Annotated in this window: 23 protein-coding genes and 1 pseudogene; 17 read left to right on the forward strand and 7 right to left on the reverse strand. The window is 63.4% G+C overall.

Annotation, left to right across the window (positions count from 1 at the left end):
- Positions 1-50 precede the first annotated feature (50 nt).
- From N2602_RS15320 to N2602_RS15330, 3 genes are all read left to right on the forward strand, one after another.
- Positions 51-959, forward strand: a complete 909-nt coding sequence (locus N2602_RS15320; protein WP_260383155.1) for a LysR family transcriptional regulator — start codon at positions 51-53, stop codon at positions 957-959.
- Positions 960-1,081: 122 nt separating this feature from the next.
- Positions 1,082-2,206, forward strand: a complete 1,125-nt coding sequence (locus N2602_RS15325; RefSeq protein ID WP_260383156.1) for an AI-2E family transporter — start codon at positions 1,082-1,084, stop codon at positions 2,204-2,206.
- 23 nt (positions 2,207-2,229) lie between these two features.
- On the forward strand, positions 2,230-2,685 hold the full coding sequence (locus tag N2602_RS15330) for a potassium channel family protein (protein ID WP_260383157.1): 456 nt from the start codon (positions 2,230-2,232) through the stop codon (positions 2,683-2,685).
- A gap of 55 nt (positions 2,686-2,740) precedes the next feature.
- Here the strand turns inward: N2602_RS15330 and N2602_RS15335 are convergent, their stop codons facing one another.
- Positions 2,741-3,424, reverse strand: a complete 684-nt coding sequence (locus N2602_RS15335; protein ID WP_172784554.1) for a helix-turn-helix domain-containing protein — start codon at positions 3,422-3,424, stop codon at positions 2,741-2,743.
- A 302-nt stretch (positions 3,425-3,726) separates the two neighbouring features.
- Here N2602_RS15335 and N2602_RS15340 point away from each other — a divergent pair, with 302 nt between their 5' ends.
- Together N2602_RS15340 and N2602_RS15345 are read left to right on the forward strand one after the other, a co-directional pair.
- A complete protein-coding gene (locus tag N2602_RS15340; protein WP_260383158.1) occupies positions 3,727-4,350 on the forward strand; it encodes a response regulator transcription factor in 624 nt (207 codons plus the stop codon).
- 172 nt (positions 4,351-4,522) lie between these two features.
- Complete coding sequence (locus tag N2602_RS15345; protein ID WP_260383159.1) at positions 4,523-4,891, forward strand: response regulator transcription factor; 369 nt, start codon at positions 4,523-4,525, stop codon at positions 4,889-4,891.
- A 14-nt stretch (positions 4,892-4,905) separates the two neighbouring features.
- Here the strand turns inward: N2602_RS15345 and N2602_RS15350 are convergent, their stop codons facing one another.
- The 3 genes from N2602_RS15350 to N2602_RS15360 all read right to left on the reverse strand — a co-directional run bounded on the left by N2602_RS15350 (position 4,906) and on the right by N2602_RS15360 (position 8,098).
- The gene (locus tag N2602_RS15350; RefSeq protein WP_172784558.1) at positions 4,906-5,490 is read right to left on the reverse strand and encodes an invasion associated locus B family protein; all 585 of its coding nucleotides are present in this window, start codon (positions 5,488-5,490) and stop codon (positions 4,906-4,908) included.
- A gap of 23 nt (positions 5,491-5,513) precedes the next feature.
- On the reverse strand, positions 5,514-6,341 hold the full coding sequence (locus N2602_RS15355; protein ID WP_260383659.1) for a S9 family peptidase: 828 nt from the start codon (positions 6,339-6,341) through the stop codon (positions 5,514-5,516).
- Positions 6,342-6,409: 68 nt separating this feature from the next.
- Entirely contained in the window at positions 6,410-8,098 is a 1,689-nt protein-coding gene (locus N2602_RS15360) for an aspartate:alanine exchanger family transporter (RefSeq protein ID WP_260383160.1), read from the reverse strand.
- A gap of 132 nt (positions 8,099-8,230) precedes the next feature.
- On the opposite strand from N2602_RS15360, the gene N2602_RS15365 reads away from it, so the two are divergent.
- From N2602_RS15365 to N2602_RS15390, 6 genes and pseudogenes are all read left to right on the forward strand, one after another.
- Positions 8,231-8,911, forward strand: a complete 681-nt coding sequence (locus N2602_RS15365; protein WP_172784561.1) for a YoaK family protein — start codon at positions 8,231-8,233, stop codon at positions 8,909-8,911.
- A gap of 4 nt (positions 8,912-8,915) precedes the next feature.
- Positions 8,916-9,030 (forward strand): annotated as a pseudogene (locus tag N2602_RS15370) (SulP family inorganic anion transporter); the annotation flags it as partial.
- A 206-nt stretch (positions 9,031-9,236) separates the two neighbouring features.
- Positions 9,237-11,990 carry a decarboxylase gene (locus N2602_RS15375; protein WP_260383161.1) on the forward strand — a complete coding sequence of 918 codons (2,754 nt, stop codon included), beginning with the start codon at positions 9,237-9,239 and terminating at the stop codon, positions 11,988-11,990.
- 17 nt (positions 11,991-12,007) lie between these two features.
- Positions 12,008-13,708 carry an aspartate:alanine exchanger family transporter gene (locus N2602_RS15380; protein WP_260383162.1) on the forward strand — a complete coding sequence of 567 codons (1,701 nt, stop codon included), beginning with the start codon at positions 12,008-12,010 and terminating at the stop codon, positions 13,706-13,708.
- Between the two features lie 14 nt (positions 13,709-13,722).
- Positions 13,723-14,163: a hypothetical protein gene (locus N2602_RS15385; RefSeq protein WP_172784564.1), complete on the forward strand. Its 441-nt coding sequence runs from the start codon at positions 13,723-13,725 to the stop codon at positions 14,161-14,163.
- Between the two features lie 188 nt (positions 14,164-14,351).
- Positions 14,352-14,804 carry a hypothetical protein gene (locus N2602_RS15390; RefSeq protein WP_260383163.1) on the forward strand — a complete coding sequence of 151 codons (453 nt, stop codon included), beginning with the start codon at positions 14,352-14,354 and terminating at the stop codon, positions 14,802-14,804.
- A 67-nt stretch (positions 14,805-14,871) separates the two neighbouring features.
- Here the strand turns inward: N2602_RS15390 and ppk2 are convergent, their stop codons facing one another.
- Entirely contained in the window at positions 14,872-15,672 is an 801-nt protein-coding gene (gene ppk2 / locus N2602_RS15395; protein WP_260383164.1) for a polyphosphate kinase 2, read from the reverse strand.
- 11 nt (positions 15,673-15,683) lie between these two features.
- The gene (locus N2602_RS15400; RefSeq protein WP_172784567.1) at positions 15,684-16,136 is read right to left on the reverse strand and encodes a hypothetical protein; all 453 of its coding nucleotides are present in this window, start codon (positions 16,134-16,136) and stop codon (positions 15,684-15,686) included.
- Between the two features lie 164 nt (positions 16,137-16,300).
- Here N2602_RS15400 and N2602_RS15405 point away from each other — a divergent pair, with 164 nt between their 5' ends.
- The 6 genes from N2602_RS15405 (at position 16,301) to N2602_RS15430 (ending at position 23,177) form a co-directional block, all read left to right on the forward strand.
- The gene (locus tag N2602_RS15405) at positions 16,301-16,726 is read left to right on the forward strand and encodes a hypothetical protein (RefSeq protein ID WP_172784644.1); all 426 of its coding nucleotides are present in this window, start codon (positions 16,301-16,303) and stop codon (positions 16,724-16,726) included.
- On the forward strand, positions 16,719-17,954 hold the full coding sequence (locus N2602_RS15410; RefSeq protein WP_260383165.1) for an HlyD family secretion protein: 1,236 nt from the start codon (positions 16,719-16,721) through the stop codon (positions 17,952-17,954). The genes N2602_RS15405 and N2602_RS15410 overlap by 8 nt, the downstream gene beginning before the upstream one ends.
- 147 nt (positions 17,955-18,101) lie before the next feature.
- Entirely contained in the window at positions 18,102-19,976 is a 1,875-nt protein-coding gene (locus N2602_RS15415; RefSeq protein ID WP_260383166.1) for a HAMP domain-containing sensor histidine kinase, read from the forward strand.
- A 171-nt stretch (positions 19,977-20,147) separates the two neighbouring features.
- Positions 20,148-21,815 (forward strand): DUF3300 domain-containing protein, encoded by a 1,668-nt coding sequence (locus N2602_RS15420; protein WP_260383167.1) that lies wholly within the window; start codon positions 20,148-20,150, stop codon positions 21,813-21,815.
- Positions 21,812-22,729, forward strand: a complete 918-nt coding sequence (locus N2602_RS15425; protein WP_260383168.1) for a DUF2950 domain-containing protein — start codon at positions 21,812-21,814, stop codon at positions 22,727-22,729. Before N2602_RS15420 ends, N2602_RS15425 begins: the two co-directional genes overlap by 4 nt.
- Positions 22,713-23,177, forward strand: coding sequence for a hypothetical protein (locus N2602_RS15430; RefSeq protein WP_260383169.1), 465 nt, complete (start codon positions 22,713-22,715; stop codon positions 23,175-23,177). Before N2602_RS15425 ends, N2602_RS15430 begins: the two co-directional genes overlap by 17 nt.
- 4 nt (positions 23,178-23,181) lie before the next feature.
- On the opposite strand, the gene N2602_RS15435 is transcribed toward N2602_RS15430, so the two are convergent.
- Positions 23,182-23,718 (reverse strand): GNAT family N-acetyltransferase, encoded by a 537-nt coding sequence (locus N2602_RS15435; protein WP_172784573.1) that lies wholly within the window; start codon positions 23,716-23,718, stop codon positions 23,182-23,184.
- Positions 23,719-23,771 lie beyond the last annotated feature (53 nt).

Raw genomic sequence — 23,771 nt, forward strand, 5'->3', positions numbered from 1 at the left:
AGACGGGGTGTGTCGAATCGATTTCCCTAATCGAGAGAGAAGCCTCGCTAATGCCCGTGCGCCGCGACCTTTCGCCGACCCATTTGCTGCGCGCTTTCTCCGTATTGGCCCGCACTCGGAATTTTGGACGGACGGCCGCGGAACTCGGACTTACCCAGAGCGCCGTAAGCCAACGAATTGCGGCGCTGGAAGCTCGTCTCGACGTCCGTCTGTTCGACCGTCAGTCGAGCGCCCTTACCAAGGCGGGCGAGGCCTACCTTGAGGCGGTCGTGCCTCTGCTTGAGCAACTGGCAGCCGCGGAGGAACGCCTCGCGTCCGATTGGTCGCGAAGTCGGAAGAACGTCGTTCGGCTAAGCATCGCGCCATCCTACGCGCGCTGCTGGTTGATGCCTCGTTTGTCAGCCCTGACCATGGAGTTGCGCGAGATCTCCCTCTACGTCCATGCCACGGACGCCCGAGTCTCCCTTGATGACGGAGAATTCGATCTCGCGATCCGTGTGCAGCCTACCAATGCGGCTGCGGGCGATCGGATGACCCGAGAGGAAGACGTATTGGTTGCGGTCGCCCCGCCGACAATGGTCAAGTCTGCTCAAGCAGATCCTTTTCAAGACACCGTTTTGTTTGATGATGACTGCGGCCTTTTGGGCGTAGCGCCCGGTCATTCCTGGCAGGAATGGTACAGTGCGACAGGATACGAACGTCGACAGACTGGTCGCATGGTTCAGTGCAGCGACGCTGGATTGATCGTGGAGGCGGTACGCAACGGTGCGGGCGCAGCGCTGGTCCGTCGTTCACTTGTCCAGGGAGACCTTGAGTCCGGCCACCTCGTTCAGGTCGGTCCTTCCGTCGCCAGCGCGGGCCAAACTGTTTTGCTGCAAAGGCCAAAGCAAAAACGAAGCAGAGCTGCTACGTCGGTTGCGCGTTGGCTCTCCGAAGAGGCCCTCAGCACCTCAACATAGCGGGGCACCTGTCGCCGATCGCGCTAGGCGACCGAACGCCTGGCTTGATCTGGATCAAGCCTCCGCGGTGGCCGCCCCGCTAGCTGCTCAGCAGCCGTCTGCCGGCCCGGAGGCAATGAGCCTTGAAGACGCTTCGTCAGCTTCTGTCCGCGGAGGACGTTGTCCAGCTCGTGATCCGGCTGGGCTTGCTCGGGCTGCTGATCTTCTGGACCTTCCTCGTGATCCGGCCGTTCGTGCCGATCCTGAGCTGGAGCGCCGTGCTGGCCGTGGCGTTTCATCCCGTCTTCGCCTGGCTCGCCCAACGCCTCGGTGGCCGGCCCCGGACAGCTTCAGCCGTTCTCACCCTGGTCACGCTGGGCACCGTCATCGGTCCCGCCGCCTGGCTCGGCCTCAGTGCAGTCGAAGGGATCCGGGACCTCGCGGGCCAGATCGGCAGTGGCGATCTCGCGCTCCAGGCCGCACCGGAGCAGATCAAGAGCTGGCCGTTGATCGGTCCTCAGCTCTACGCGATCTGGAACGAGGCCTACACGAACATCCGTGCGGCGTTGCGCGAGGTGACGCCGTACTTGAAACCGCTCGCCGGAATGATGCTGTCGTTTGCCGGTGACACCGGAATTGGAATGCTCCAATTCCTGCTGTCGGTGATCGTCGCGGGTTTTCTGCTTCCGCACGGTGCGCAGTTCGTCGCCGCGCTCCGCGGCTTCCTGTTGCGCATCGTGCCCGGCCAGAGCGAGCACTTCCTCGAGCTCGCCGGCGCCACCATACGCGCCGTCGCGCAAGGCATCATCGGCGTCGCCATCCTTCAGGCCCTGCTGGCGGGCATCGGCTTCAAGCTCGCAGAGATCCCGAGCGCGGGACTGCTCGCGCTCGTCGTGCTCCTGCTGTCGATCGTCCAGATCGGCGCCGCCCCCGTTCTTCTCCCCGTGCTGGTCTGGATCTGGATGGACAAGGACGTGACCGTCGCCGTGCTGTTGACGGTCTATCTCGTCGTGGTCGGCCTGCTCGACAACGTGCTGAAGCCGCTCCTCATGGGGCGGGGCCTGACGACGCCGACGCTCGTCATCCTGATCGGGGTCATTGGCGGTACGCTCGCGCATGGGATCATCGGCCTGTTCATTGGGCCGATCATCCTGTCGGTGGCCTGGGAGCTTTCGACCGCGTGGATGGGGATCGGCCGCGCTACGCCCGCACGCGTCGATCAGGCGACCGTTGTCGCGAAGGATGCCGTCGAGGCGCGATTGACCTAGATTGAAAGGTTGACTTCAACCCGATGATGCTCCAATTCCTTGTCGGCACGCTCGTCAGCGTGATCAATATCGGAATCCACGCGCTCGTGACGGTGGTCGCCGTCACCATCGCCCGCAGTGCCGTCCCGCGCCATACCAGGCGGCCGCGATTGCACCTGATGAGCGCCATGATCGCGGTCGCCGTCGTGTTGAAGGCCGCCCACATGCTCGAAATTCTGACATGGGCGGTGACCTATCATGTCGTGCAGGCCGCCGCCGCCGACGCGGATATGCTCTACTTTGCGTTCGTCAACTACACCACGCTCGGCTATGGCGATGTCACGCCGGTACGCGAATGGCGGCTGATCGGCCCGCTGACTGCCATGAACGGTGTTCTTCTGTTCGGCTGGTCCGCCGCCATTCTGTTCGAAGTCTTGCTCAAGTCCCTCGACCGTCTCGGGCTCACGGAAAAACCCGGTGCGGACCTGCCGCGCACCTGATACTGTCGCCTCGGTCAATCGCGACCTTACGGATCGCGAACGGCATTTCGCCGGCTCAGGACTGCAGATCGAGGCTTGCGAGCTGGTGCCGGTCGAGCAGAACGATCTGGCGTTGGGTGTTGCCGATGAAGCCGAGAACGCCGAGCTCATGCAGTCGCGACAAAGCCCGCGAGACGGTCTCCAGCGTCAGGCCGAGATAGTCGGCGATATCGCGTCGCGACATCGGAAGCGCCATGACGCCGGCGGCCGTCAGGCGCTTGTCCATTTCGAGCAGGAACGCGGCGACGCGCTCCAGGGAGGTCTTGCGGCCGAGAAGCAGCATGTGGTCTTCCGCGTGCTGGAGGTTGCTCGTGGTCATGCTGAGCAGGTTTCTGGCCACCATGGCATCGCCCTCGGCCACGGTTTCCAGGCTTTGGCGTTTGATCAGCCGCACCGTGGTGTCGACGATGGCTTCCGTCGTGAACCGATGCTCGCTGCCGTTCTCGAGCCCGAAAATGTCGCCGACGAGGTGAAATGCGCCGATTTGCCTGCGGCCGTCCGACAGCAGTTTGTAGCTTCGCACCGCACCGGACTTGACCTGGTAGACATACTCGGCCGGCTCCTTCTCGCCGTAGATCTCGGAGCCTTTTCGGTAGGAAAATTCGCTTAAATTGACCAGCGCATTTGAATGACTTGCCATGCCGAGGTCGCGGAGAGTATTGGGACGCAGCGTCGAATCCGTCGTGATGCGAACGAACATAGGCCAACTCCTCAGCTTTTCCGCCGAATTGGTCTGTCAAACGAAATACTTTGCCGAGAATGCGCCGCGCAATCCCACTCCCGCCGAAGTTGATTTTCGGCCAAGGAAGTATTCTTATCCATTGTCCCGAGGTTCATTGTACCAAAGGACAGCACTGGCGATTGCTGCGCTGGATGATAAGCCCGGCCACAGGGCGATGCGACATATTGCGAAGCAGATATTTCGACCTTCAAACGTGAAGATCGATTTGAAAAATGAGAAGGACGTCGGGCGTCCCAATTGATTTTTGGTGAGAGGTAGAGTTGCCAGGCCTTGTTCACGTTGTTGACGACGATGCGTCCTTTCGGACCGCGATCGAGCGCCGGCTGAAGCTCGCGGGATACGAGGTAGCGACCTATGCTTCCGCACTGGAGCTGCTGGACTCGCTATCGGATGAGGAGCAGGTCGGGTGTATCCTGCTCGACGTCCGGATCCCTGGCCTGAGCGGTCCGGACCTGCAGGCCCGGCTGGTCGCGTCCGGTTCGATGTTGCCCATCATCTTCCTGACCGGTCATGCCGACACGCCAACGACGGTACGTGCGATCAAGGCCGGTGCGGAAGACTTCCTGACCAAACCGGTGTCGTCCGAGCAACTGCTCGATGCCATCGAGCGGGCGCTGGCCAGTCAGCGGACGGCGCGCGCCCAAGCCAGCAGGCTCGATTTGCTTCGTCGTCATCTGGCCGCGCTGACGCAGCGCGAGCGGCAGGTGTTTGATCTGATCGTGCGCGGCCGGATCAACAAGCAGATCGCGCATGAGCTGGGGACCACAGAGCGCACGGTGAAGGCGCACCGCCATCAAGTGATGGAGAAGATGCAGGTTCGCTCGCTGGCGGAGCTCGTTTCGATCGCAGAGCGTCTCGGAATGCTCGATCCGGACGAAGGCTGACGGCTTCAGGACGGCGTGAAGTTCCCTCAATCTGCCTGTCCCAAAGGACAATGCCAAGACGTGTTGACAGTGCGCGGCGAGCTGTGTGCTATAATGCACATACACCCGCGCAAAGAACGCGGAGCGATCGTATCCAATATCCCACCGTGGTCTTCCAGAAAGGCAAGTCGCCTTGCCCCTGCGCGAGTCCGTCTTTGTCGTAGACGACGATCTGTCCATGCGTACCAGCATGGACAGGCTCCTGCGAGGACACGGCTTCGCTACCACCCTGTTCGACACGGGTAGCGCCTTGCTCGATCACGGCAGGTTCCACACCGCGATCTGCATCATCCTCGACGTCAATCTGGGTGCAAAGTCCGGCATCGAGGTGCGGCGAAGCCTGGCCGACAAGGGGATCGCGGCGCCGGTGATCTATGTCACCGGCAATGACAGCCCGGCAAACCGCGCCGCGGCGATTGCCTCAGGCTGCATCGCCTATCTGATCAAGCCCTTTGCGGCGCAGTCCTTGATCGAGTCCGTCGAGCGCGCCCGCGTCTTTTAGCTCCACGCCGGCCGTCATTCGTCGACATATTGCTCGAACGTCCTGGTCGGCGCCCCCGTGTGGGCGGAGGCAAATTGCGCCAAGGGAATCGAGGCCGTCAGGGCAAGAAGATTGGAATCGACGAGTTCGAGCAGAAGCGTCTGACCCTTTTCCATCTCCTCGACGATTGTTGGCGCCACGACGTCGGCCGCGATGCATAAATTGGTGAGACACCAGGTATAGGGAATGCGGAACGCGGCGCCATGGTCGACGGCCAATTTCGGTGATTGTTGCAGGTACATCCCGACCGGTACGAAAAGTTGCAGGCGGGCCGTGGGCGCGTCCTCCCGCTCGATCAGATCGATGCGCACGGCCGTCTGCCCGGTCGCGAACCGGCCGGTGATCGAGGTTCGGCAGAGGGTGGGCGCGCCGCCGGCCTTGAAGCACAATTTTTGCCAGCTGCCATAGCTGATGTCGTTTGCATCGCGCTGGCCGCGCGTTGCGAACTCGGGGGGCTTTTCGGATTGTGCCGCCTTGGACGAAGCGACAGCAGCGATCGTGGCGGCCCCGACTGCTGCAACAACCAGAAGGCCAGAGAGACAATCAAGAGCACGGGCCATCGCTGCAACTCCGAGATCGAGACTCAGTTCTGCGCATCGAGAAATTTGGCAACCAATGGCGACCAGAGCGGAACCGCGTCCGGCGAACCGATGAAGAAATGTCCCTCGTTGCCGAACGGCGGCATCAGGTGATATTCGGCCCGGCCGCCCGCGGCGATGAAGGCAGCGTGCATGCGCTTTGACAGGTCGGGACCGAAAAACGTGTCGTTCCCGATGTAGATCCACAGCATCGGCAAGCGCGATGTGCGGCCGAAATCGGCGGTGGCCTCGACCAGGCGGTCGGGAGCGCAATTGTTGTTCGGCTTGCCGTCGACGCGTCCACCGCGGCCCCCGGCAAAGACAATGATGGCCTTCACCTGCGGCGGGTTCATGCTCGACAGGGCGATTGCAGCCCAGCCGCCGGCGGACTGCCCGACCACGATCACGTCTGTGGGAATGATGCGCTTCTCGGCGGCCATATAGTCGATGATCCAGAGATCGACCTGGGCGATCGCAAGGCCGGCGTCATGGAAGTTCGGATTGGTGCATTTGCCGACCTTCGAGAAGAACGGCCCATAGAGCGCCCGCTCGGGGATATCGATCGCTGCTGCGCCATACCCGCTGCCGACGGGCGCCACGACGAGATAGCCTCGCCTTGCGAACCATTTGGCGGCGTCGCGAAATTCCACCAGCGGAAAAAAGCTGCGATTGGTCGGGTTGAGCGAGACACCATGGTTCATGATCACCAGCGGAAACGGTCCGTCGCCGACCGGGCGCACCAGATAGGCGAACATCGGCAGCGGCAGGGGCAGCGCCCAGATTTCCTCCTGGATGCGGACCTCGTCCCCGGCGCGCGTGGGCGATACGGCCATGAAGAGGGCGAGGAAGGTGATCGCGAGACAATGGAGCAGGGCAGGTCCGCGTCGCATCCCCCCCTCCCTCAACCTGCGTAGGTTGCGGCCACGACGATCGGGCCGAGTACCGTGAGCACGACATTGCCGACCGCGTAGGGGACGGCGACGCCGAGCACCGGTGTCTGGCTCTCGGCAACGTCGCACGCGCCGGTGACGGCGGCATCGACCGTCATCGCGCCGGCGAGCGCACCGCAGGTCACGACGGGGTTCATGCGCAGCAAATAATAGGCAACGAGCGTTCCGACCACCATCGGAACCAGCGTGACCACGATGCCCATGCCGACCAGCAACAGGCCGTGGGCCTGGATCGCCGACCATGCGGCGAGGCCGTTGCCGAGTCCGATCGCCGCGATGAAGCCGCCGAGGCCGATGTCGCTCAGGGTCTGCTGCGCCGCCGGCGGCATTGCGCCGATGCCGGGCCGGCGCGTCCGCAGCCAGCCGCAGACGAGCCCTGCGATCAGCGCGCCGCCGCCGCCACCCAGCGTCAATGCGACAGTGCCGATTTTGAAGCTGGCAAGGCCGGCCAGAAGACCCACTGCAATGCCGGCGGCGAGATAGGCGATGTCCGTGCGGTCGCTGGTATTCAGGGCGTGTCCCACGTGCGCCGTTGCGCGCGCGATATTGCTGGTGCTGCCGACCAGCGTCATGACGTCGCCGAGATAGACCCGCGTGTCGGGACCGAGAGGCACTTCGCGGCCCATGCGCCTCAGCGCACGCAGGAATACGCCGCGTGCATTGTCGCCGAGCCGGTCAACGATCTCGCGAAGTGAGCGGCCGTGCAGCTGGGGATCTTCGACGAGCACCTCGATCACGTTGCCCGGCAGGTTGCGCAGCAGCTCCTCCGCGTCGATCTCGGCCCCGAGGATCGGTTTGGCCGCGACGATCGCGGCGGTCGGACCGGCAATGACGATGTCGTCGCCGGCCTCGAGCACGGTGTCCTGCTGCGGCTTGATGTCGGCCCCGCCGCGCACGATCCGCTCCACGACCGTGCGACTGCCGATCTCCGCCTCGATGGCACCGATGGCACGACCAGCGGCGGCCGAGACGCGATAGGCGCGGGCCTGGAATTTGCGATAGGACAGGTTTTCCGTCTTTGGCGGCGCACCGCCGGCGAGCTCCGCCTCGAGTTTTTTCGCCTCCGTCTTCAGATCGATCCGCATCAGCCGGGGCGCGATGAATGGCACGAACAGGAGCGTCAGGATGTAGCCGAGCACGTAGGTCACTGCGTAGCCCGCCGCGATGTTGGCTTCCTGCTGCTTCAGCACGTCGCTCGGCAGGCCGAGCTGCGCCAGGGCGCCAGATGCGGTGCCGATCACCGAGGATTGCGTCAGCGCCCCGGCCGTCAGTCCCGCCGCTGTCCCTGTATCCAACGTGAAGACACGCGCGAAGATGAGCACCAGGACGAGCCCGGTGGCGCCGATCACCAGCGCCAGCACGACCTGCGCCAGGGTCCGCAGGCTCAGCGAAGCGAAAAATTCCGGTCCAGAACGGTAGCCGATGGTGAACACGAACAGGCTGAACAGGATCGCCCTGAGGATCGGCGGGAACGTAAAACTCCCGAGTTGTCCGATCAGCACGGCGACAATCAGGATGCAGGCGGTGGTTCCGATCGAGAAGCCGCGGATCCTGATGCGGCCGAGGATGGTGCCGATCGCGATCGCGAGCAGCAGGAAAATTTCCGGTGCGGTGGCAATGATCCACCTGACGGTTTCCATGGCATTCCCCGGCGCTTTGGCATGATTTGATTGATGGCGGCGGGGGTGTTGCTTGATCCAGATCAAGCCTTCGCGGCAACGTGGCGTCGCCTATGACGCAATGGAATGTGCGCGACAGCCCGTATTGCCGACATGAGTACCTTTGACGTCGCTGCCGGCGCGATCCGCCGCGATGAGACGGTCGAGATCGTCCTGCTGCTCGCCTTTGCCGGCGGCTATATCGACGCTTATACCTGGATCATCCACGGTGTGATGGCGAACGCCCAGACCGCAAATCTGGTCTTCCTCTGGGTCTATGCGACGGCCGGCAACTGGGCGAAGGCCTTGCACTTCGTTCCGCCAATCCTGGCTTTCGCGATCGGAATCGTGCTTGCAGCCTGGCTGCGCCGCGTCGCGGGCGAGCGGGCCAGCGCGATCAGCACATTGATCGAGATCCTGCTCTTGATAGCGATCGGTATCCTGCATAATCGGCTGCCCGATCTGGCCGGAACGCTCGGTATTTCCGCCGTGGCGGCGATGCAGGCCGCGATGTTCCTCAAGGTCGAAGGCACAGCGTGCAGCACGGTGATGATCACCGGCAATATGCGTCAGGCTATCGAGAACGTCTTCGCAGTCGCAGCAGGGGGCGCGCCACTGGGAACGCTGCGGCGTTCGGGCATCTTCTTCGCACTATGTGCCGTGTTCGGCTTCGGTGCCGCGGCCGGCGCTCTTGCCACCAAGAACATTCCCGATCTCGCGTTGGGCCTGCCCGTGGTCGCGCTGTTGATTGTGTTGCTGCGCTGCGAAGCGTCCCGCTCGGAGGACGGGCGATGAACCGCTCGATGTCCGTCAGGAGTTTCTGGGACTGGGCGCCGAACCTCGCGGCCGCCTTCGGCCATGGCTATCCCGTTGCGGGCGGCCTATCGCGATCGGCGCTGAACGACAATGCCGGCTGACGGACGCCGCTGGCACTGGTGACCTGCCCGGCGATGATCAGGCGAGTGTCGCACAACGAACGGCCTGATGTTGTCGTGTTGCGCTGCGAACGCATGGCATCGGGTCGCATAATGCATGCGACCGTTGACTTGGATCAACGGAGCGAGCAGCGCCGCACCCACCATCCCGCATTACCTTCGGTAAAAAGGATCGGGAGAGAGAGATGTCCAAAGACGCCAAGCCCGCACAGAAGCGTATCGACCAGTTCTTTTCCGGCCCTGGTGCACGGGCAGACGACTGGCGCGACCTAGTGGAAGCAGCAAAGACCTGGGCGCGCGTCGGCAATCGCACAGCCTATGACGCGGCACTGGCCGATCTTTCGATCACCGAAGAGTTTCACGGCTATCCCGGTCCGCACCTCATGGCGGCGCTGCGGGAAGCTGCGGCCGCCGGCGACGGCGCGTCATCGTTCGCCCTTGCGACGAGAATTGCCCAGGCGCTGGCGACCCGGTCCTTCCGCCAGCATGCCGGCGACTGGAACGCCAAGGACGACGGCAATGGTGACGCACCCGAACTGGTGCCGCCGGCCTTTGGCGCGCACAGCGCGCGCAGGCCGTATTTCGAGACCCTGATCGTCACCGGCGTATCATCCAGCCAATGGCCGGCGCTGGCCGCCGAATGGCGCAAGCTGCGGCGCCCGGTCGACGCATTCATCTATGAACCCGTCATCGTCGGCAGCCTGGAGGACGCCTTCTGCGCGACGATGCTCAATCCGAACATCGGAGCAGTCATCATCAACGAGGGTTTCGGCCTGCGTTCGCGCCACGATGCGCCGGTGTTGCGCTCGATCATGGCCACGGCCGGTCTCAACGACGAAACCGATGCCTCGGCGCTGCGGCTCGCCCAGATCATCAAGCGCGTCAGGCCCGAGCTCGACCTTTACATGATCTCGAACCGGGACGTGGAGGAATTGGCGGGCAATCCCGAGGCGGATGTGGTCCGCCGCATCTTCTATTCCGTTGAAGAGCTGCTGGAACTGCATCTGTCGATCCTGGAAGGCATCCAGGATCGCTACGACACCCCGTTCTTCGACAATCTCAAGAAATACGCCCAGCGTCCGATCGGCACCTTCCATGCGCTGCCGATCGCGCGCGGCAAGTCGATCTTCAAGTCCGACTGGATCCGCGACATGGGTGAGTTCTACGGCCCGAACCTGTTCCTGGCCGAAAGCAGCGCCACCACCGGCGGTCTCGACAGCATGCTGGAGCCGACCGGCAACATCAAGAAGGCGCAGGAGAAGGCGGCGAGGGCGCTCGGTGCCGATCGCGTCTTCTTCGTCACCAACGGCACCTCGACGTCGAACAAGATGGCGGTGCAGGCGCTGCTAGCGCCCGGCGACATCGCGATCGTCGACCGCAATTGCCACAAATCGCATCACTACGGCATGGTGCTGGCCGGTGCGCAGCCCCTCTACGTCGAAGCCTTCCCGATGACGGAATATTCGATGTACGGCGCGGTGCCGCTGAAGACCATCAAGCAGGCGCTGCTGGGCGCCAAGGCCGACGGCCGGCTCGACCGCGTCAAGATGGTCGACCTGACCAACTGCACCTTCGACGGCCATATCTACAACACAAGGCGGGTGATGGAGGAATGCCTCGCCATCAAGCCCGATCTGATCTTCCTCTGGGATGAAGCCTGGTTCGGCTTCGCGCGATTCTCGCCGTTCCTGCGCCGCCGCACCGGACTTGGCGCCGCCAACGAGATCGAGGCATGGATGCGCCATCCCAAGTCGGTCGAGGCCTATGAGAAGCAGCAGGCCGAGCTCGGCAAGAACCCGTCCGAGGAGGCGCTGCTCAAGACCCGCCTGATCCCGGATCCCAGACAGATCCGGCTGCGCGTCTACCAGACCAACTCGACCCACAAGTCGATGTCGGCGATCCGCCAGGGCTCGATGCTCTCGGTCAAGGACGTCGAATTCCACACCGTCGAGCAGCAGTTCAAGGAGGCGGTGTTCACCCATGCCTCGACCAGTCCGAACCAGCAGCTGATCGCCAGCCTCGACATCTCGCGGCGGCAGATGGAGCTGGAGGGCTATGGCCTCGTCGCCAATGCAATCGAGATTGCGTTCGCGATCCGCCAGGCCGTCAACAACAATCCGCTGATCTCGAAATACTTCCGCATTCTCGGTGCCGACGCCATGGTGCCGGCGCAGTATCGCCAAAGCGGCTTCACCGACTTCCTCGCCCCCGGCGTCAACTGGGCGAATACGCTGAAGAGCCTGAACGAGGACGAGTTCTGCCTCGACCCGACCCGCATGACGCTGGTGTGCGGCATGGCCGGCTATGACGGCACGCAGTTCAAGGGCATTCTCGCCAACGAGTACAACATCCAGGTCAACAAGACCTCGCGTAACTCGGTGCTGGTCCAGTCCAACATCAACAACACCCGCAGCGATGTCGCGCATCTGGTCCGCGTGCTCGCCGAGATCGCGGGCGAGATCGACCGCGGCCTTGCCCAGGGCGGTACCAATGCGCGGAAGGTCTTCGAGACACGGGTGACGAGCCTCATGAAGGATGTGCCCGACCTGCCGAACTTCTCGCATTTCCACCCGAGCTTCCGCGGCGACGCCGGCACCAAGACCAATGAAGGCGACATCCGCAGCGGCTTCTACGCGGCCTATGACGTTGCCGGCTGCGAGCACATTCGCCTCAACGATCCAGAGATCGACCGGCGGCTGAAGGCCGGTCCCGAGCTCGTCTCGGCCAACTTCGTCATTCCCTATCCGCCGGGCTTCCCGATCATGGTGCCCGGCCAGGTCATCACCCAGGAGACCATCGACTTCATGCGCAAGCTCGATGTGAAGGAGATCCATGGTTACGACGCCAAGGAAGGGCTGAAACTCGTACGGACTGAAGCCTTGGCCAAGCTCGGCAGGCCAAAGCCCAGCGCGCAGCCAAAGCTCAAGGCCGCGTCATAGGCCGGGAGGGGACGAACATGCAGGCATTTTTCGAATTCTTGCAGCAGTACCCCTATTTGCTGCTGTTCTTCGTGGTCGGTCTCGCCGTCTATATCGGCCGGGCCAGCATCAAGGGCTATGGCCTCGGCATGGTCGCTGGTGCCATCGTGGTCGGCGCGGGCCTCTCGGTCTGGGCATCCAGCTATGGCGTGAAGCTGGAGCTGAATAACTTTGCCAAGAGCCTGTTCTACTATCTCTTCATGTACGGCGTCGGCCTGCGCGTCGGTCCTTCCTTCGTCAACAGCCTGAGGGGCGACGGGATCAAGTTCCTGTTCCTCGCCGTGGTGTCGAGCGTGGTCGGCCTGGCGCTGGTCGTGATCGGTGCAAAGCTGTTCGCGCTTCCGCCCGGTGCGGCCGGCGGCATGCTGGCGGGTTCGCAGACCATGTCGGCGGCGATTGGTTCGGCCGAGCAGGCCGTCACGTCGGGCGTCGTGAAACTGCCTGCCGGGATGAAGCCAGAGGATGCCTCCGGCATGATCGCCTTGTCCTACGGTATCACCTACATTTGGGGCACCGTCGGCATCATCCTGATCTGCAAATATCTGCCGCGCTGGTGGGGCGTCGATGCCAAGGCTGCCGCGAAGCAGTATGAGCAGGAGTTCGGCGTCAAGGATCTCGAAGGCGGCGCTCTGACCGGCTACCGTCAGTTCGGTCTGCGGGCCTACCGGCTCGAAAATCCCGCGACGGTGGGGATGAGCATCGCCAAATTCCGCGCGGTCAATCCGGAATACCGGATCGTCAACGTGGGGCGTAATGGCGAGCCGCAGGGTGCTGATCCCGAGCTCGTGCTGCAGAAGGGCGATATCGTCGCGCTGGGCGGCTCGACCGAGCATCTGACCGAGAAGATGGGCCTGATCGGTCCGGAGGTCGCCGACGCCAAGACGCTCGGTATACCCATGGACCAGGCTGAAATCGTCGTCTTCAACAAGGACGTCGTCGGGCGTACTTTCGAATCCTTCCGCGACACGGCCATCGCCGGCCAGCTGCAGGTGACCAAGGTCGAACGGGGCGGCGTGCAGATCCCGGCCGGTCTCAAGACCAAGCTGGAACGCATGGACATCGTCTCGGTGGTCGGCCTGAAGTCGGCGGTCAACGAGCTCGGCGAGATGTGGGGCCGCATCGCGCGCGCCAACACCTCGACCGACCTGCTGACCCTGTCGGTCGGCATGATCATCGGCTTCCTGATCGGCATGATCGAATTCCCGGCCTTCGGCGCCAAGGTCGGCCTCGGCAATGCCGGCGGCCTGTTGCTGTCGGGCGTGATCGTGTCCTCGGTCGTGTCGCGTCTGCGCTTCTTCGGCAATACGCCGAATGCGGCGCGAAACGTGCTCGAGGATCTCGGCCTCGTCGTGTTCGTCGCGATCGTCGGCGTCAATGCCGGCGCCGGCCTGTTGGCTCAGCTCACCGGCGCGCTCGCGCTCAAGATCTTCATCGTCGGCTTCATCGCGTGCACGATCCCGCCGTTCATCGTCTGGGCGATCGGATTCCACGTCTTCAAGATCAATCCGGCGGTGCTGATGGGCGGCGTTGCCGGCGCGCGCTCGCATTCCGGCCCGTGCCGCGAGGCCGCGGTCGAGATCCAGAGCTCCGTGCCCTGGATCGGATTCCCGGTCGGCTATGCCGTCTCGGGCATCCTTCTCACCATCTTCGGCTACTTCGCCATGATCCTGGCTCAATAAGGGGAAGACACGTCATGAGAAAACTGATCTTCGGCGCCGTCCTGGTCGCCTCGCTCGCAACCGTTGCCGGCTTCAGCACGCCGACGCATGCCGATACCGGCCAGGTTGCGGTCGTCTTCACCAAGGGTGGCTTCATCGTCGGCGCCGGTGGCGGAGAGGGCGTTTTGGTCTACCGGGGCAAGAAGTATCCGTTCACGGTGTCTGGCATGAGCGTGGGGCTCACCATCGGGGCGTCGACGACGAAGTTCGTCGGTCGGGCGCTCAATCTGAAGGGGCCGGCATCCATCGAAGGCTCCTATGCCGTGGGAGGAGCGGGTGGGGCAATCGCCGCAGGTGCTGGCGCGGTTCAATTGCAGAACAGCAATGGCGTCATCCTCCAGCTCAGCGGCCCCAAGGTCGGTGCGGAAGTATCGGCTGCCGTCGGCGGCGTCACAATCCGCCTGAAATCGAGTTGAACGAGCCGCGCAGCGCGCCCGTTCACGCGCGCGCTGCAGGAGCCCGCCTCACAAAGCCTTCGTCTTGTTGATTCAAATCAAGCTCGAATCGGATCGGTACCCGACCTTATCGTCGGGTGCCTATCGCGGTCGTGCGGCGGCATCATCCAACAGCGAGTGATGGCACCCCAATCATAGGAGGAGATGCCATGCTTCGTTATCTTCTGGCTGCTCTTGCGGCCTTTGTCCTGCTCACCGTCAGCCTCATTCCCGACGATGCTTTCGCTCGTCGCGGTGGTGGCGGCTTTCATGGCGGCGGCGCCCGTGCAGGTGGCTTTCATGGCGGAGGTGTCCGCGGTGGTGCTGTTCATGCGGGCCGCATGCATGGTGGCCATCGCGTCGCCGGAGGTCCGCGCCCTGCTCATCCGATAGCCGGTCGTCCCGGCCGCTATCCAGTCGCAGGTCGTCCGGGTCGTCCGGTCGCCGGCTATCCGGGATATCGTCCTGGCTACGGCTACGGCTGGGGCCGCGCGGCCGGCGCCGCCGCAGTTGGGGCTGCAGCAGCGGGCGCTTACGGCGCTTACGGCTACTACAACAACAGCTGTTATCAGGACACCTACGGCAATTGGGTCTGCCCGCAGCAAAACCGGTATGGCTATTGAGCGATTGACGGCAAAGCGCGATGACGATTCATACTAATCGCATCGCGCTTTAGCGGCCTGATGCTGCTCAAAAGCGCTGCGCGACGAAATTCATCCCCTTGAGGCTGGTCTGGTCGTTGTAGCGTCCCTTGTCGGAGCGCTTCGGCAGCTTGATCGTGTCCTTCTTGATGCGCTTGTAGGGGATGGCGCCGAGAAGGTGGGCGATGCAGTTCAGCCGCGCCCTTCGCTTGTCGTCGGAGCGGACGATGTGCCAGGGTGCTTCCTTCGTGCTGGTCTTCTTCAGCATCAGGTCGCGTGCCCGCGAATAGTCGTACCACCGCCTGAAGGATTCCAGATCCATCGGACTGAGCTTCCACTGCCGGACCGGGTCTTCGATACGGGCCTTGAAGCGGCGCTCCTGCTCGTCCATGCCGACCTCGAGCCAGATCTTGATCAGGATGATGCCGCCGTCGATGACGTATTTCTCCATCTGTGGGCACAGGTTGAGGAAGCGCTCGTGTTCGGCGGGGGTGCAGAAGCCCATGACGTATTCGACGCCGGCGCGGTTGTACCAGCTCCGGTCGAAGATCACGATCTCGCCGCCGGCCGGAAACCGCTCCATATAGCGCTGGAAGAACAATTGCGTCTTCTCGCGGTCGGACGGCGCGGGGAGGGCGACAACCCGGAATACGCGCGGGCTGACCTTCTCGGTGATCGCCTTGATCGTGCCGCCCTTGCCGGCGGCGTCCCGGCCCTCGAACAGGATGATGATCCGGAGCTTGTTCTCCCGCACATAGTCCTGGAGGTGGCACAGCTCGACCTGCAGCTTCTCGAGCTCTTTCTCGTAATCCTTCCGCTTCATCCGCTCTGCAGCTGCGTCCTTGGCCATGCCTACCCGTCCTAATCGTCCCAGGATATGGTCACGCCGATGTCGCCGGGCACGCCGCCGGGAAAATCGATGACCTGATAGGCAATGCGATAGCCGCGCGGTTTCAGGTAATCGGTCCAGAGCTGGAAGATCTCCTTGGGGATTCCGGTCAGGGTGTTCTCCCAGCCCTTCTCCATCTGATTGATGGCGCGGCCCTTGTCCGTGCAGAGCGAGTTGGGGAAGCGATAGACCAGCACTTCCGTCAGGCCGTTTCGCACCGCGCGCTGGATGATGGTCGAGGCGAGCTTGATCTTCTCTTCCTCGGTCTTGCCCGACGGCTTGCTCAAGCGCTCGATCAGCGCACGCTTCTCGGCCTCGGCGGCGGCGGCGAGGCGGACATATTCCTCCGCCTTTTCAGCCTCCTTGAGGGCGGCTTCCTTTCGGATCTGGGCGGCGTTGGGGATGAGATCGTCTAGGCCGGGCATGGCGGGCGGCTCCTGATGGTTATCCAATCAGCACGCAGAAAACGCTAGGTCCGGCGCAAAAGCGTTCCCTTGATTCAAATCAAGCAAACGCGGACCTATCCGCACACAGTGCTGCACATGCATGTCTTGACCGGGAGAGACGCTTGAGCGACCAGCTTCATCCGATGGCCCCGCATCATCTGCCGTTCTATCTGGCGCCCGGGAGCGGGACCGACACACTGATGGTGGTGATGGGCGTATTCCTGATCGGGATCGTGCTCTGGGTCGGCACGCTCTACTGGAAACTGCACAGCCTGCCCGAGCGGATGGCGCACAAATCTCAGAAATTGCAGTTCGAGCTCGTTGCGGTGCTCGGCTTGATCTCGCTGTTCACGCATATGCATATCTTCTGGATTGCCGGACTGCTCCTTGCGTTGATCGACATCCCGGATTTCGGCACGCCGCTGCGCAGCATTGCCGGATCCGTCGAAAAGATCGCGGATGCAACGCCGGTTTCCGATGGCGGGGATGTCTTGCCCGAGGCCGCTGCGACGCCGCTTCTGCAGGATAAGCCGGGACCCGCCAAGGAGAAGGAGCACAGCCATGTTTGAGCTGATGTTCTGTTCGCTGCTGACGATCCTGCCCGATTACCTCTACCGCCGTTATGTTCAGGGCAAGCGGTTCGGCAAGGAGATCACCTTCTTCTCGATCTGGTACGAGTTGCGCTGGGGCATCACCGCCTGCCTGATGCTGACGATCTCGTTGATTACGATGATCTTCTACTTCCATCCCGCAACCTCATCCGCGACGTTGTACTTCCGCACCGTGCCGATTCTGCCCGAAGGCTCGGGCCGTGTCGCCGAGGTGAAAGTCGGGTTCAGCGCGCCGGTCAAGAAGGGCGATGTTCTGTTCACGCTCGACAGCTCGAAGCAGCAGGCTGCATTCGAGACCGCCAAGCGGAAGGTTGCAGAGGTCGATGCCGCTATGCAGACCGCACAGGCGGATGTGGTCAAGGCCGAGGCGCAGATCGGGGAGGCGAAGGCCAACTACCAGCAGGCCAAGGACGAACTCGAGGTCAAGTCCGAGCTCCAGCGCCGCAATCCGGGCATCGTTCCGCAGCGGGATATCGAAAAGCTCCAGGTCCTGGTCGACCAGCGCCAGGCGGGCGTCGACGCCGCAACGGCCGTGAAACAATCCGCATCTCTGCAGGTCTCCGTCCTGCTGCCGGCCCAAAAGGCCAGCGCCGAAGCCGCGCTCGACCAGGCTCAGGTCGATCTCGACAAGACCCTCGTACGCGCCGGCGTCGACGGGCGCGTCGAGCAGTTCCTGGTTCGCCCCGGCGACGTCGTCAACCAGCTGATGCGTCCGGCCGGCGTTCTCGTTCCGGAGGGTGCGGGCCGCAAGGCGCTCCAGGCCGGTTTCGGCCAGATCGAGGCGCAGGTGATGAAGACCGGCATGGTCGCGGAAGCGGCCTGCATCTCGAGGCCATGGGTGATCATCCCCATGGTGATCACGACAGTGCAGGACTACATCGCGGCCGGACAGTTCCGCTCCGGCGAGCAGCTCATCGATCCGCAGAATGCCGTCCGCCCCGGCACGATCCTCGTGTTTCTGGAGCCGCTCTACAAGGGCGGCCTCGACGGTGTCACGCCCGGCTCGAGCTGCATCGTCAATGCCTACACCAGCAACCACGAGGAGATCTCGGCCAAGGACACCCCGACCAGCCGGAAGATCGCGCTGCACGTCGTGGATGGCGTCGGCCTCGTGCATGCGCTGCTGCTGCGCATTCAGGCGCTGTTGCTGCCGATCCAGACACTCGTGTTGAGCGGCGGCCATTGAACGAGAGAAGCGGACGGAGCAGACTATGGGCGGGTCGTCACGCGCTGCTGAGGCCCGCCTCGGGGCTGTCCGTGCGCTGCAATCCGCGCTAAAATTGCCGGAGATCGCAGCCGGCGAAAGCTGCGGGGAGTGGAGCTGAGCGGGCGCATGTCCAGGGATGCGGTCAGGCCGGTTGCGGCTGCGTGGCTTTGTCTCGGCCTCTTGCTCGCCGCGTGCATGCTATGCGGTCCTGCGCGCGCGCAACCGGCACCGCGCAGCGAGCCCAAGCGTGTGCTGATGCTGCATTCCTTCGGGCGCGATTTCTTGCCCTGGAGCGAGTACGCACGCAGCATCAAGACCAATCTCGAGGAGCGCTCTCCTTGGCCGCTCGATATCCAGGAACATACGCTTCTTACCGCCCGGTTCATCGCGCCGGGTCCTGAGGGGCCCTTCGTCGAATATCTTGGCTCGCTGTATGAAGGGCGGCCACCTGACATCGTGATGAGCATTGGCGGGCCAGCGGCGGGATTCGTGCAAAGGCATCGCGAGAAGCTATTTCCGAAGGCGCCAATGGTCCTTACGACAGTCGAGGAACGATTGATCGACCGCTCACGCCTGACCCGGAACGACGCGGTAGTGTCAGTCCGTAACGAATTTGTCACGGCCTTCCGCAACGTTCTGCAGGTGCTGCCGGACACGCAGACGATAGCACTCGTCATTGGCGCGTCTGCGTTGGAGAAATTCTGGCTCGAAGAGGTCAAGAGGGACGTCAAGCCGCTCGAAGGCCGGGTTTCGTTCGTTTGGTACGGCGATCTGTCGTTCGAGGACATCCTGAAACGGGCATCGACGCTTCCCCCGCACACGGTTCTGTTCTGGGGGTTGATGTCGGTCGACGCGGCGGGTGTCGTTCATGATGGAAATCTCGCCCTGCATCGCCTTCAGGCCGTCGCGAACGCCCCAATTTTCTGCTTTGAGGAGTCGTTTTTCGGACGCGACATTGTCGGCGGTCCGATGCATTCAATTCCTGAACTCGGCCAAAAGACCGCCGATGCGGCACTGCGAATTCTGGGCGGGGAAGAGCCTGCAAACGTCAGAATTGAACCGATCGCATATGCCGCTCCTAAATATGATTGGCGGGAGTTGCAGCGCTGGGGCATCAGCGAGAGTCGCCTGCCGCCGGGAAGCACCATCCTGTTTCGCGAGCCGAATATCTGGCAGCGCTATCACTGGCAGATGTTGATGATCTCGGCCGTATTCCTGGTCCAGGCCGGACTCATCAGCGGGCTCCTGCACGAGCGTCGCCGCCGGCGGGTTGCCGAAGTCGAATCGCGTCAGCGGCTGACGGAACTCGCCCACGTCAACCGCTACTCGGCCGTTGGCGAGCTGACGACCTCGATCGCGCATGAACTGAACCAGCCCCTCGGATCGATTCTGACCAATGCCGAAACGGCAGAGCTCATGCTGAGGGCTGCCCAGCCCGATCTGGTCGAGCTCCAGCAGATCCTCGCCGACATCAGAAGGGACGACCAACGGGCGAGCGAGGTGATCCGCAGGCTGCGCAGCGTTTTGAAAAAGACCCCGTTCGAGGTCAAGGACATCGAGCTCAACGATACGGTGCGCGAAGCAATTGGTCTGGTGAAGGCGCTCGCCCAAGGGCGCCGGATCACGTTGAGCTATCTGCCGGTCATGGTCGACCTTCACGTCAAGGGCGATCCGGTCCAGCTTCAGCAGGTCCTCCTCAACCTGATCATCAACGCGTTGGATGCGATCTCCGATGCGGACACCGGAAAGCGGGAGGTCAGCGTCGCGACTCTGCGTGCCGGCCATCAGGCCGAAATCAGGATCAGCGATACCGGGCCTGGAATGGCCGCCTCCGACGTCGCGAACGTCTTCGATCCATTTTTTACGACGAAACCGCAAGGCATGGGCATGGGACTGGCGATCGCCAGGACCATCGTCGAGGCCCATCACGGCACGATCGCTGCTGCGAACCAGCCTGCGGGCGGCGCGCTGTTCACGATCCGGCTTCCGATCGCGCGCTGAGAGATGATGCGCGTTTCTCAGGGGCGGGCTGTCTCGACCGAAAATCCTTGTCGAATGCTCGTGCGTCCTTGCGCTGCAGCAGCCGCGACGGCCTGGTTTCGTTGATCTCGATCAACAAATGCTTGCGCCCCGGCTTGATCCTGCCGCACTGGAAGTCAGACGGAGGATGTGATGTTTCGTTGCGGCAAGACCCTGATGGCGCTGGCGCTCTTGATGGCGACTTCGGTCGCTGCAACGGCACAGACCACAACGACACCTGCAGCGCCGGCGCCGCAGGCGCAGCCTGCCAGTACGCCTGCGCCGACGGCCGAGCTCTTGAAGCCCGAGCAGCTCGAAGCCCTCGTCGCGCCGATCGCGCTTTATCCCGACGAGTTGCTCGCCAACGTACTGGCCGCCTCGACCTATCCGCTGGAAGTGGTGCAGGCCGACCGCTGGCTGAAGGAGCGCAAGAGCCTGAAGGGCGATGCGCTGAAGACGGAAGTGGAGAAGCAGGGCTGGGACGACAGCGTCAAGGCGCTGGCCAGCACCGCCGACGTCCTCGCGATGATGAGCGAGCAGCTCGACTGGACCAAGAAGCTGGGCGATGCCTTCCTCGCGCAACAGCCCGACGTGATGGACGCGATCCAGCGTCTGCGCAACAAGGCCTATGACAACAAGAAGCTCGTCACCACCAAGCAGCAGAAGGTCAGCGTCCAGTCTCAGGAAGGCAAGCAGGTCGTCGTGATCCAGCAGGCCGATCCCGCGGCGATGTACGTGCCGTATTACGACCCGGCGACGGTCTACGGCAGCTGGCCCTATGCGGAATATCCGCCCTATTATTGGGGCTACCCGTCCTATATCGGCGCCGGCATGGTCGCGGCCGGCATCGCCTTCGGCACGGCCTGGGCGATCGGACGCTGGGGCAATTACTGGGGCGGCGGCTGCAACTGGGGCAACCGCAACGTTTATGTCAACCATCGCACCACGAACATCGGCAATGGCTGGCAACACAATCCGGCACATCGCGGCGGTGTCCGCTACAACAACAGCAATGTTCAGCAGCGCTTCGGCAACAACAATCTGAAGGCCGGCGTGTCGGACCGGATGGATTTTCGCGGCCGCGACGGCAACCAGGTGCTGCGCCCCAATCAGGGTGGCGGGGACCGTGCGGGTGATCGCGGCGGTCCAGGTGATCGCGCCGGCAATCGTGGCGACCGTCCGGGCGCGGGCGATCGCCCCAGCGCAGGTACGCGCGACCGGCCCGGCGGCGGCGATCGTGCCGGTGCGGGCGATCGCGCCAAAGGTGCGAACAAGGGCGCGAGCAAGGGCGGCGGCGATCGCGCCAAGGCTGCGAACCGCGCCGGCGGCGGTGCGGCCAATCGTGGCGGCGGCGCCAATCGCGGCGGTGCCATGAACGTTTCCTCCGGCCGCTCGGCTGCCGCCGCATCCGCGCGCGGCCGCAGCAGCATGGCGAGCATGCCGCGCGGTGGCGGCGGCGGACCAAGCTTCGCCGGCCGCGGTGGCGGTGGCGGCATGGCGATGCGTGGCGGCGGTGGAGGAGGCGGCTTCCGCGGCGGTGGCGGCGGTGGCCGGCGTTCCGACATCGCGTTGAAGCATGATGTCGTCCTGCTCGGTCATCTCTCGAACGGCCTTGGCTATTATCGGTTCAGCTATATCGGCAGCGGCAAGGCCTATGTCGGCGTGATGGCGCAGGAGGTCGAGCAGGTGATGCCCGATGCCGTGACCCGCGGCAGCGACGGCTATCTGCGCGTCCATTACGAAAAACTCCGCCTGACGTTCCGCACCTATCGCGACTGGCTCGCTCGCGGCGCGAAAATTCCTGCGGAGGTGATGCCATGAGTGCTCTGAAATCGTTTAACCGTGCGCTGCTCCCCGGCGTGCTCGCGCTCGTGCTGCTCGGATCGGCCTCTCTCGCGCAGGAAACCTACAAGACACCGGAAGAGGCCGCCTCTGCCCTTGCTGCCGCGGTCAAGAGCGGCCCGAAAGACATTTTGAAGGTGCTCGGCAGGAACGCGGAGGACATCGTCTCATCCGGTGACGAGGTCGCCGACAACGATATACGTCAGCGTTTCACCTCGATGTATGACGCCAAGCATAGCATCAAGGCGGAGGGCAACAAGTCTGCCACCTTGATACTCGGGCCGGACGACTTCCCGTTCCCGATTCCGCTGGTCAACACCAGGACGGGCTGGGCGTTCGACACCGACGAGGGACGGATCGAGGTGCTGCGCCGTCGCATCGGCCGCAACGAGCTCGACGCGATCCAGACCGCGCTCGCCTTCGTCGACGCGCAAAACGAATATGCCGAAAAGGACCGCGGCGAGGGCGTCGGCGTCTACGCGCAGCGCATCGTCTCCTCGCCCGGCAAGAAGGATGGTCTGTTCTGGCGCGACGACAGTGATCCGAGCCCGCTCGGTGCGCTCGCGGCCGAAGCCTCGAAGGAGGGCTATCGCGGCGGGGACGTCGGACCTGAACCTTATCACGGCTATTACTTCCGGATTCTCAAAGGGCAGGGGCGGGACGCGCCTGGCGGCGCGCTCAACTACGTCGTCAAGGGCAAGATGATCGGCGGCTTCGCCCTGATCGCCTGGCCCGCGGAATACGGCAATTCGGGCGTCATGACCTTCCTCGTCAATCATGACGGCGTCGTCTATCAGAAGGATCTCGGCCAGCGCACCGAGTTCATCGCGCAGCGCATCACGCTGTTCGATCCCGACCAGACCTGGAAGAAGGTCGATGCCGCAAAACCCTGAGCCGCGCCTGCGCGGGCGCGCATTTCGCCTGATCGTGTTGCTTCTGCTCGCGTTCGGGCTGACCCTGCCGGCGACGCCGTCCTTCGCGCAAGCGGCCGGTCAGGTCAGAGTGAAGATCGTCAAGGCAGGCCTCCTGGTCGGCGGTGGCGCCGGCAGCGGCGTGTTGACGTACCGGGGCAAGACCTATCCCTTCAAGGTCAGCGGCCTGAGCTTCGGCGTCACGGTCGGTGCAACTTTCAGCCGTCTCGACGGCTGGGCATCCGGCATCCGGGAGGTCGGTGATTTCGCCGGCACCTACAGTTCCGTCGGCGGCGGCTTTGCGCTGGTCGGCGGTGCCAACGGTGTGCACCTCCGCAACGAAAAGGGCGTCACGATGGTGTTGCAAGGCCCGAAGGCGGGACTCGAGCTGGCGGCCAATATCAGTCAGATCACGATCGCTTTGAGGTGAAGGCTCAGGCCGGGCGCGCGGATGCAAGTGAGAGCGACAGGCGCACCGTTCTCGGATCTTCACTCCGTCCAGGCCTGAATCCCGCCTTCGCGAACACGCTGCGCATGGGCGTGTTGTCGGACAGAACCTCGGCCGTGAGCTCTCTTATGCCCTGTTCGCGCGCGATGTCTGTCAGGTGTCTCAGCAGCAGCGAGCCTACGCCGCGACCTTGCCAGGCATCCACCACGACGAAGGCCATCTCGGCCTGACCGGGCTCGACGACAACGTACCGGCCCCCGCCGATAATGGCGTATCGACCCTGTTCTTCTGCGAGAGCGGCCAGCGCAACGTGATTGCTGAAATCCACGTCCATAAAGTAGGCGCGCTCCTTCTCCGAGAAGTGCCGTTTCAAAACGAAGAACCGGCTCTGCAGCGACTGCGGGCCGGTACGCGCGATGGCAGCGAGCATATCCGCCTCGTCGCTGGCGCGAAGCGCGCGGATCTGGATCGGAGTGCCGTCCTTCAGGACGGTTTGCACGCTGTAAGTTGCAGCTTGTGACATGACGATGTTGCTCGTCCAAACCGTCCAGCCGGGTCTCATGCCTTGTGATGCAG

The organism is Bradyrhizobium sp. NC92 (genome assembly GCF_025200865.1).
Taxonomy (GTDB): domain Bacteria; phylum Pseudomonadota; class Alphaproteobacteria; order Rhizobiales; family Xanthobacteraceae; genus Bradyrhizobium.

Coding starts and splice junctions, on each gene's coding strand:
- N2602_RS15420 (WP_260383167.1), top strand. CDS start 20,148: ATGTTTCGTTGCGGCAAGACCCTGATGGCGCTGGCGCTCTTGATGGCG.
- N2602_RS15430 (WP_260383169.1), top strand. CDS start 22,713: ATGCCGCAAAACCCTGAGCCGCGCCTGCGCGGGCGCGCATTTCGCCTG.
- N2602_RS15415 (WP_260383166.1), top strand. CDS start 18,102: ATGTCCAGGGATGCGGTCAGGCCGGTTGCGGCTGCGTGGCTTTGTCTC.
- N2602_RS15385 (WP_172784564.1), top strand. CDS start 13,723: ATGAGAAAACTGATCTTCGGCGCCGTCCTGGTCGCCTCGCTCGCAACC.
- N2602_RS15355 (WP_260383659.1), bottom strand. CDS start 6,341: ATGGCCGTATCGCCCACGCGCGCCGGGGACGAGGTCCGCATCCAGGAG.
- N2602_RS15410 (WP_260383165.1), top strand. CDS start 16,719: ATGTTTGAGCTGATGTTCTGTTCGCTGCTGACGATCCTGCCCGATTAC.
- N2602_RS15365 (WP_172784561.1), top strand. CDS start 8,231: ATGAGTACCTTTGACGTCGCTGCCGGCGCGATCCGCCGCGATGAGACG.
- N2602_RS15360 (WP_260383160.1), bottom strand. CDS start 8,098: ATGGAAACCGTCAGGTGGATCATTGCCACCGCACCGGAAATTTTCCTG.
- ppk2 (WP_260383164.1), bottom strand. CDS start 15,672: ATGGCCAAGGACGCAGCTGCAGAGCGGATGAAGCGGAAGGATTACGAG.
- N2602_RS15380 (WP_260383162.1), top strand. CDS start 12,008: ATGCAGGCATTTTTCGAATTCTTGCAGCAGTACCCCTATTTGCTGCTG.
- N2602_RS15320 (WP_260383155.1), top strand. CDS start 51: ATGCCCGTGCGCCGCGACCTTTCGCCGACCCATTTGCTGCGCGCTTTC.
- N2602_RS15350 (WP_172784558.1), bottom strand. CDS start 5,490: ATGGCCCGTGCTCTTGATTGTCTCTCTGGCCTTCTGGTTGTTGCAGCA.
- N2602_RS15375 (WP_260383161.1), top strand. CDS start 9,237: ATGTCCAAAGACGCCAAGCCCGCACAGAAGCGTATCGACCAGTTCTTT.
- N2602_RS15335 (WP_172784554.1), bottom strand. CDS start 3,424: ATGTTCGTTCGCATCACGACGGATTCGACGCTGCGTCCCAATACTCTC.
- N2602_RS15425 (WP_260383168.1), top strand. CDS start 21,812: ATGAGTGCTCTGAAATCGTTTAACCGTGCGCTGCTCCCCGGCGTGCTC.
- N2602_RS15405 (WP_172784644.1), top strand. CDS start 16,301: ATGGCCCCGCATCATCTGCCGTTCTATCTGGCGCCCGGGAGCGGGACC.
- N2602_RS15390 (WP_260383163.1), top strand. CDS start 14,352: ATGCTTCGTTATCTTCTGGCTGCTCTTGCGGCCTTTGTCCTGCTCACC.
- N2602_RS15435 (WP_172784573.1), bottom strand. CDS start 23,718: ATGTCACAAGCTGCAACTTACAGCGTGCAAACCGTCCTGAAGGACGGC.
- N2602_RS15400 (WP_172784567.1), bottom strand. CDS start 16,136: ATGCCCGGCCTAGACGATCTCATCCCCAACGCCGCCCAGATCCGAAAG.
- N2602_RS15330 (WP_260383157.1), top strand. CDS start 2,230: ATGATGCTCCAATTCCTTGTCGGCACGCTCGTCAGCGTGATCAATATC.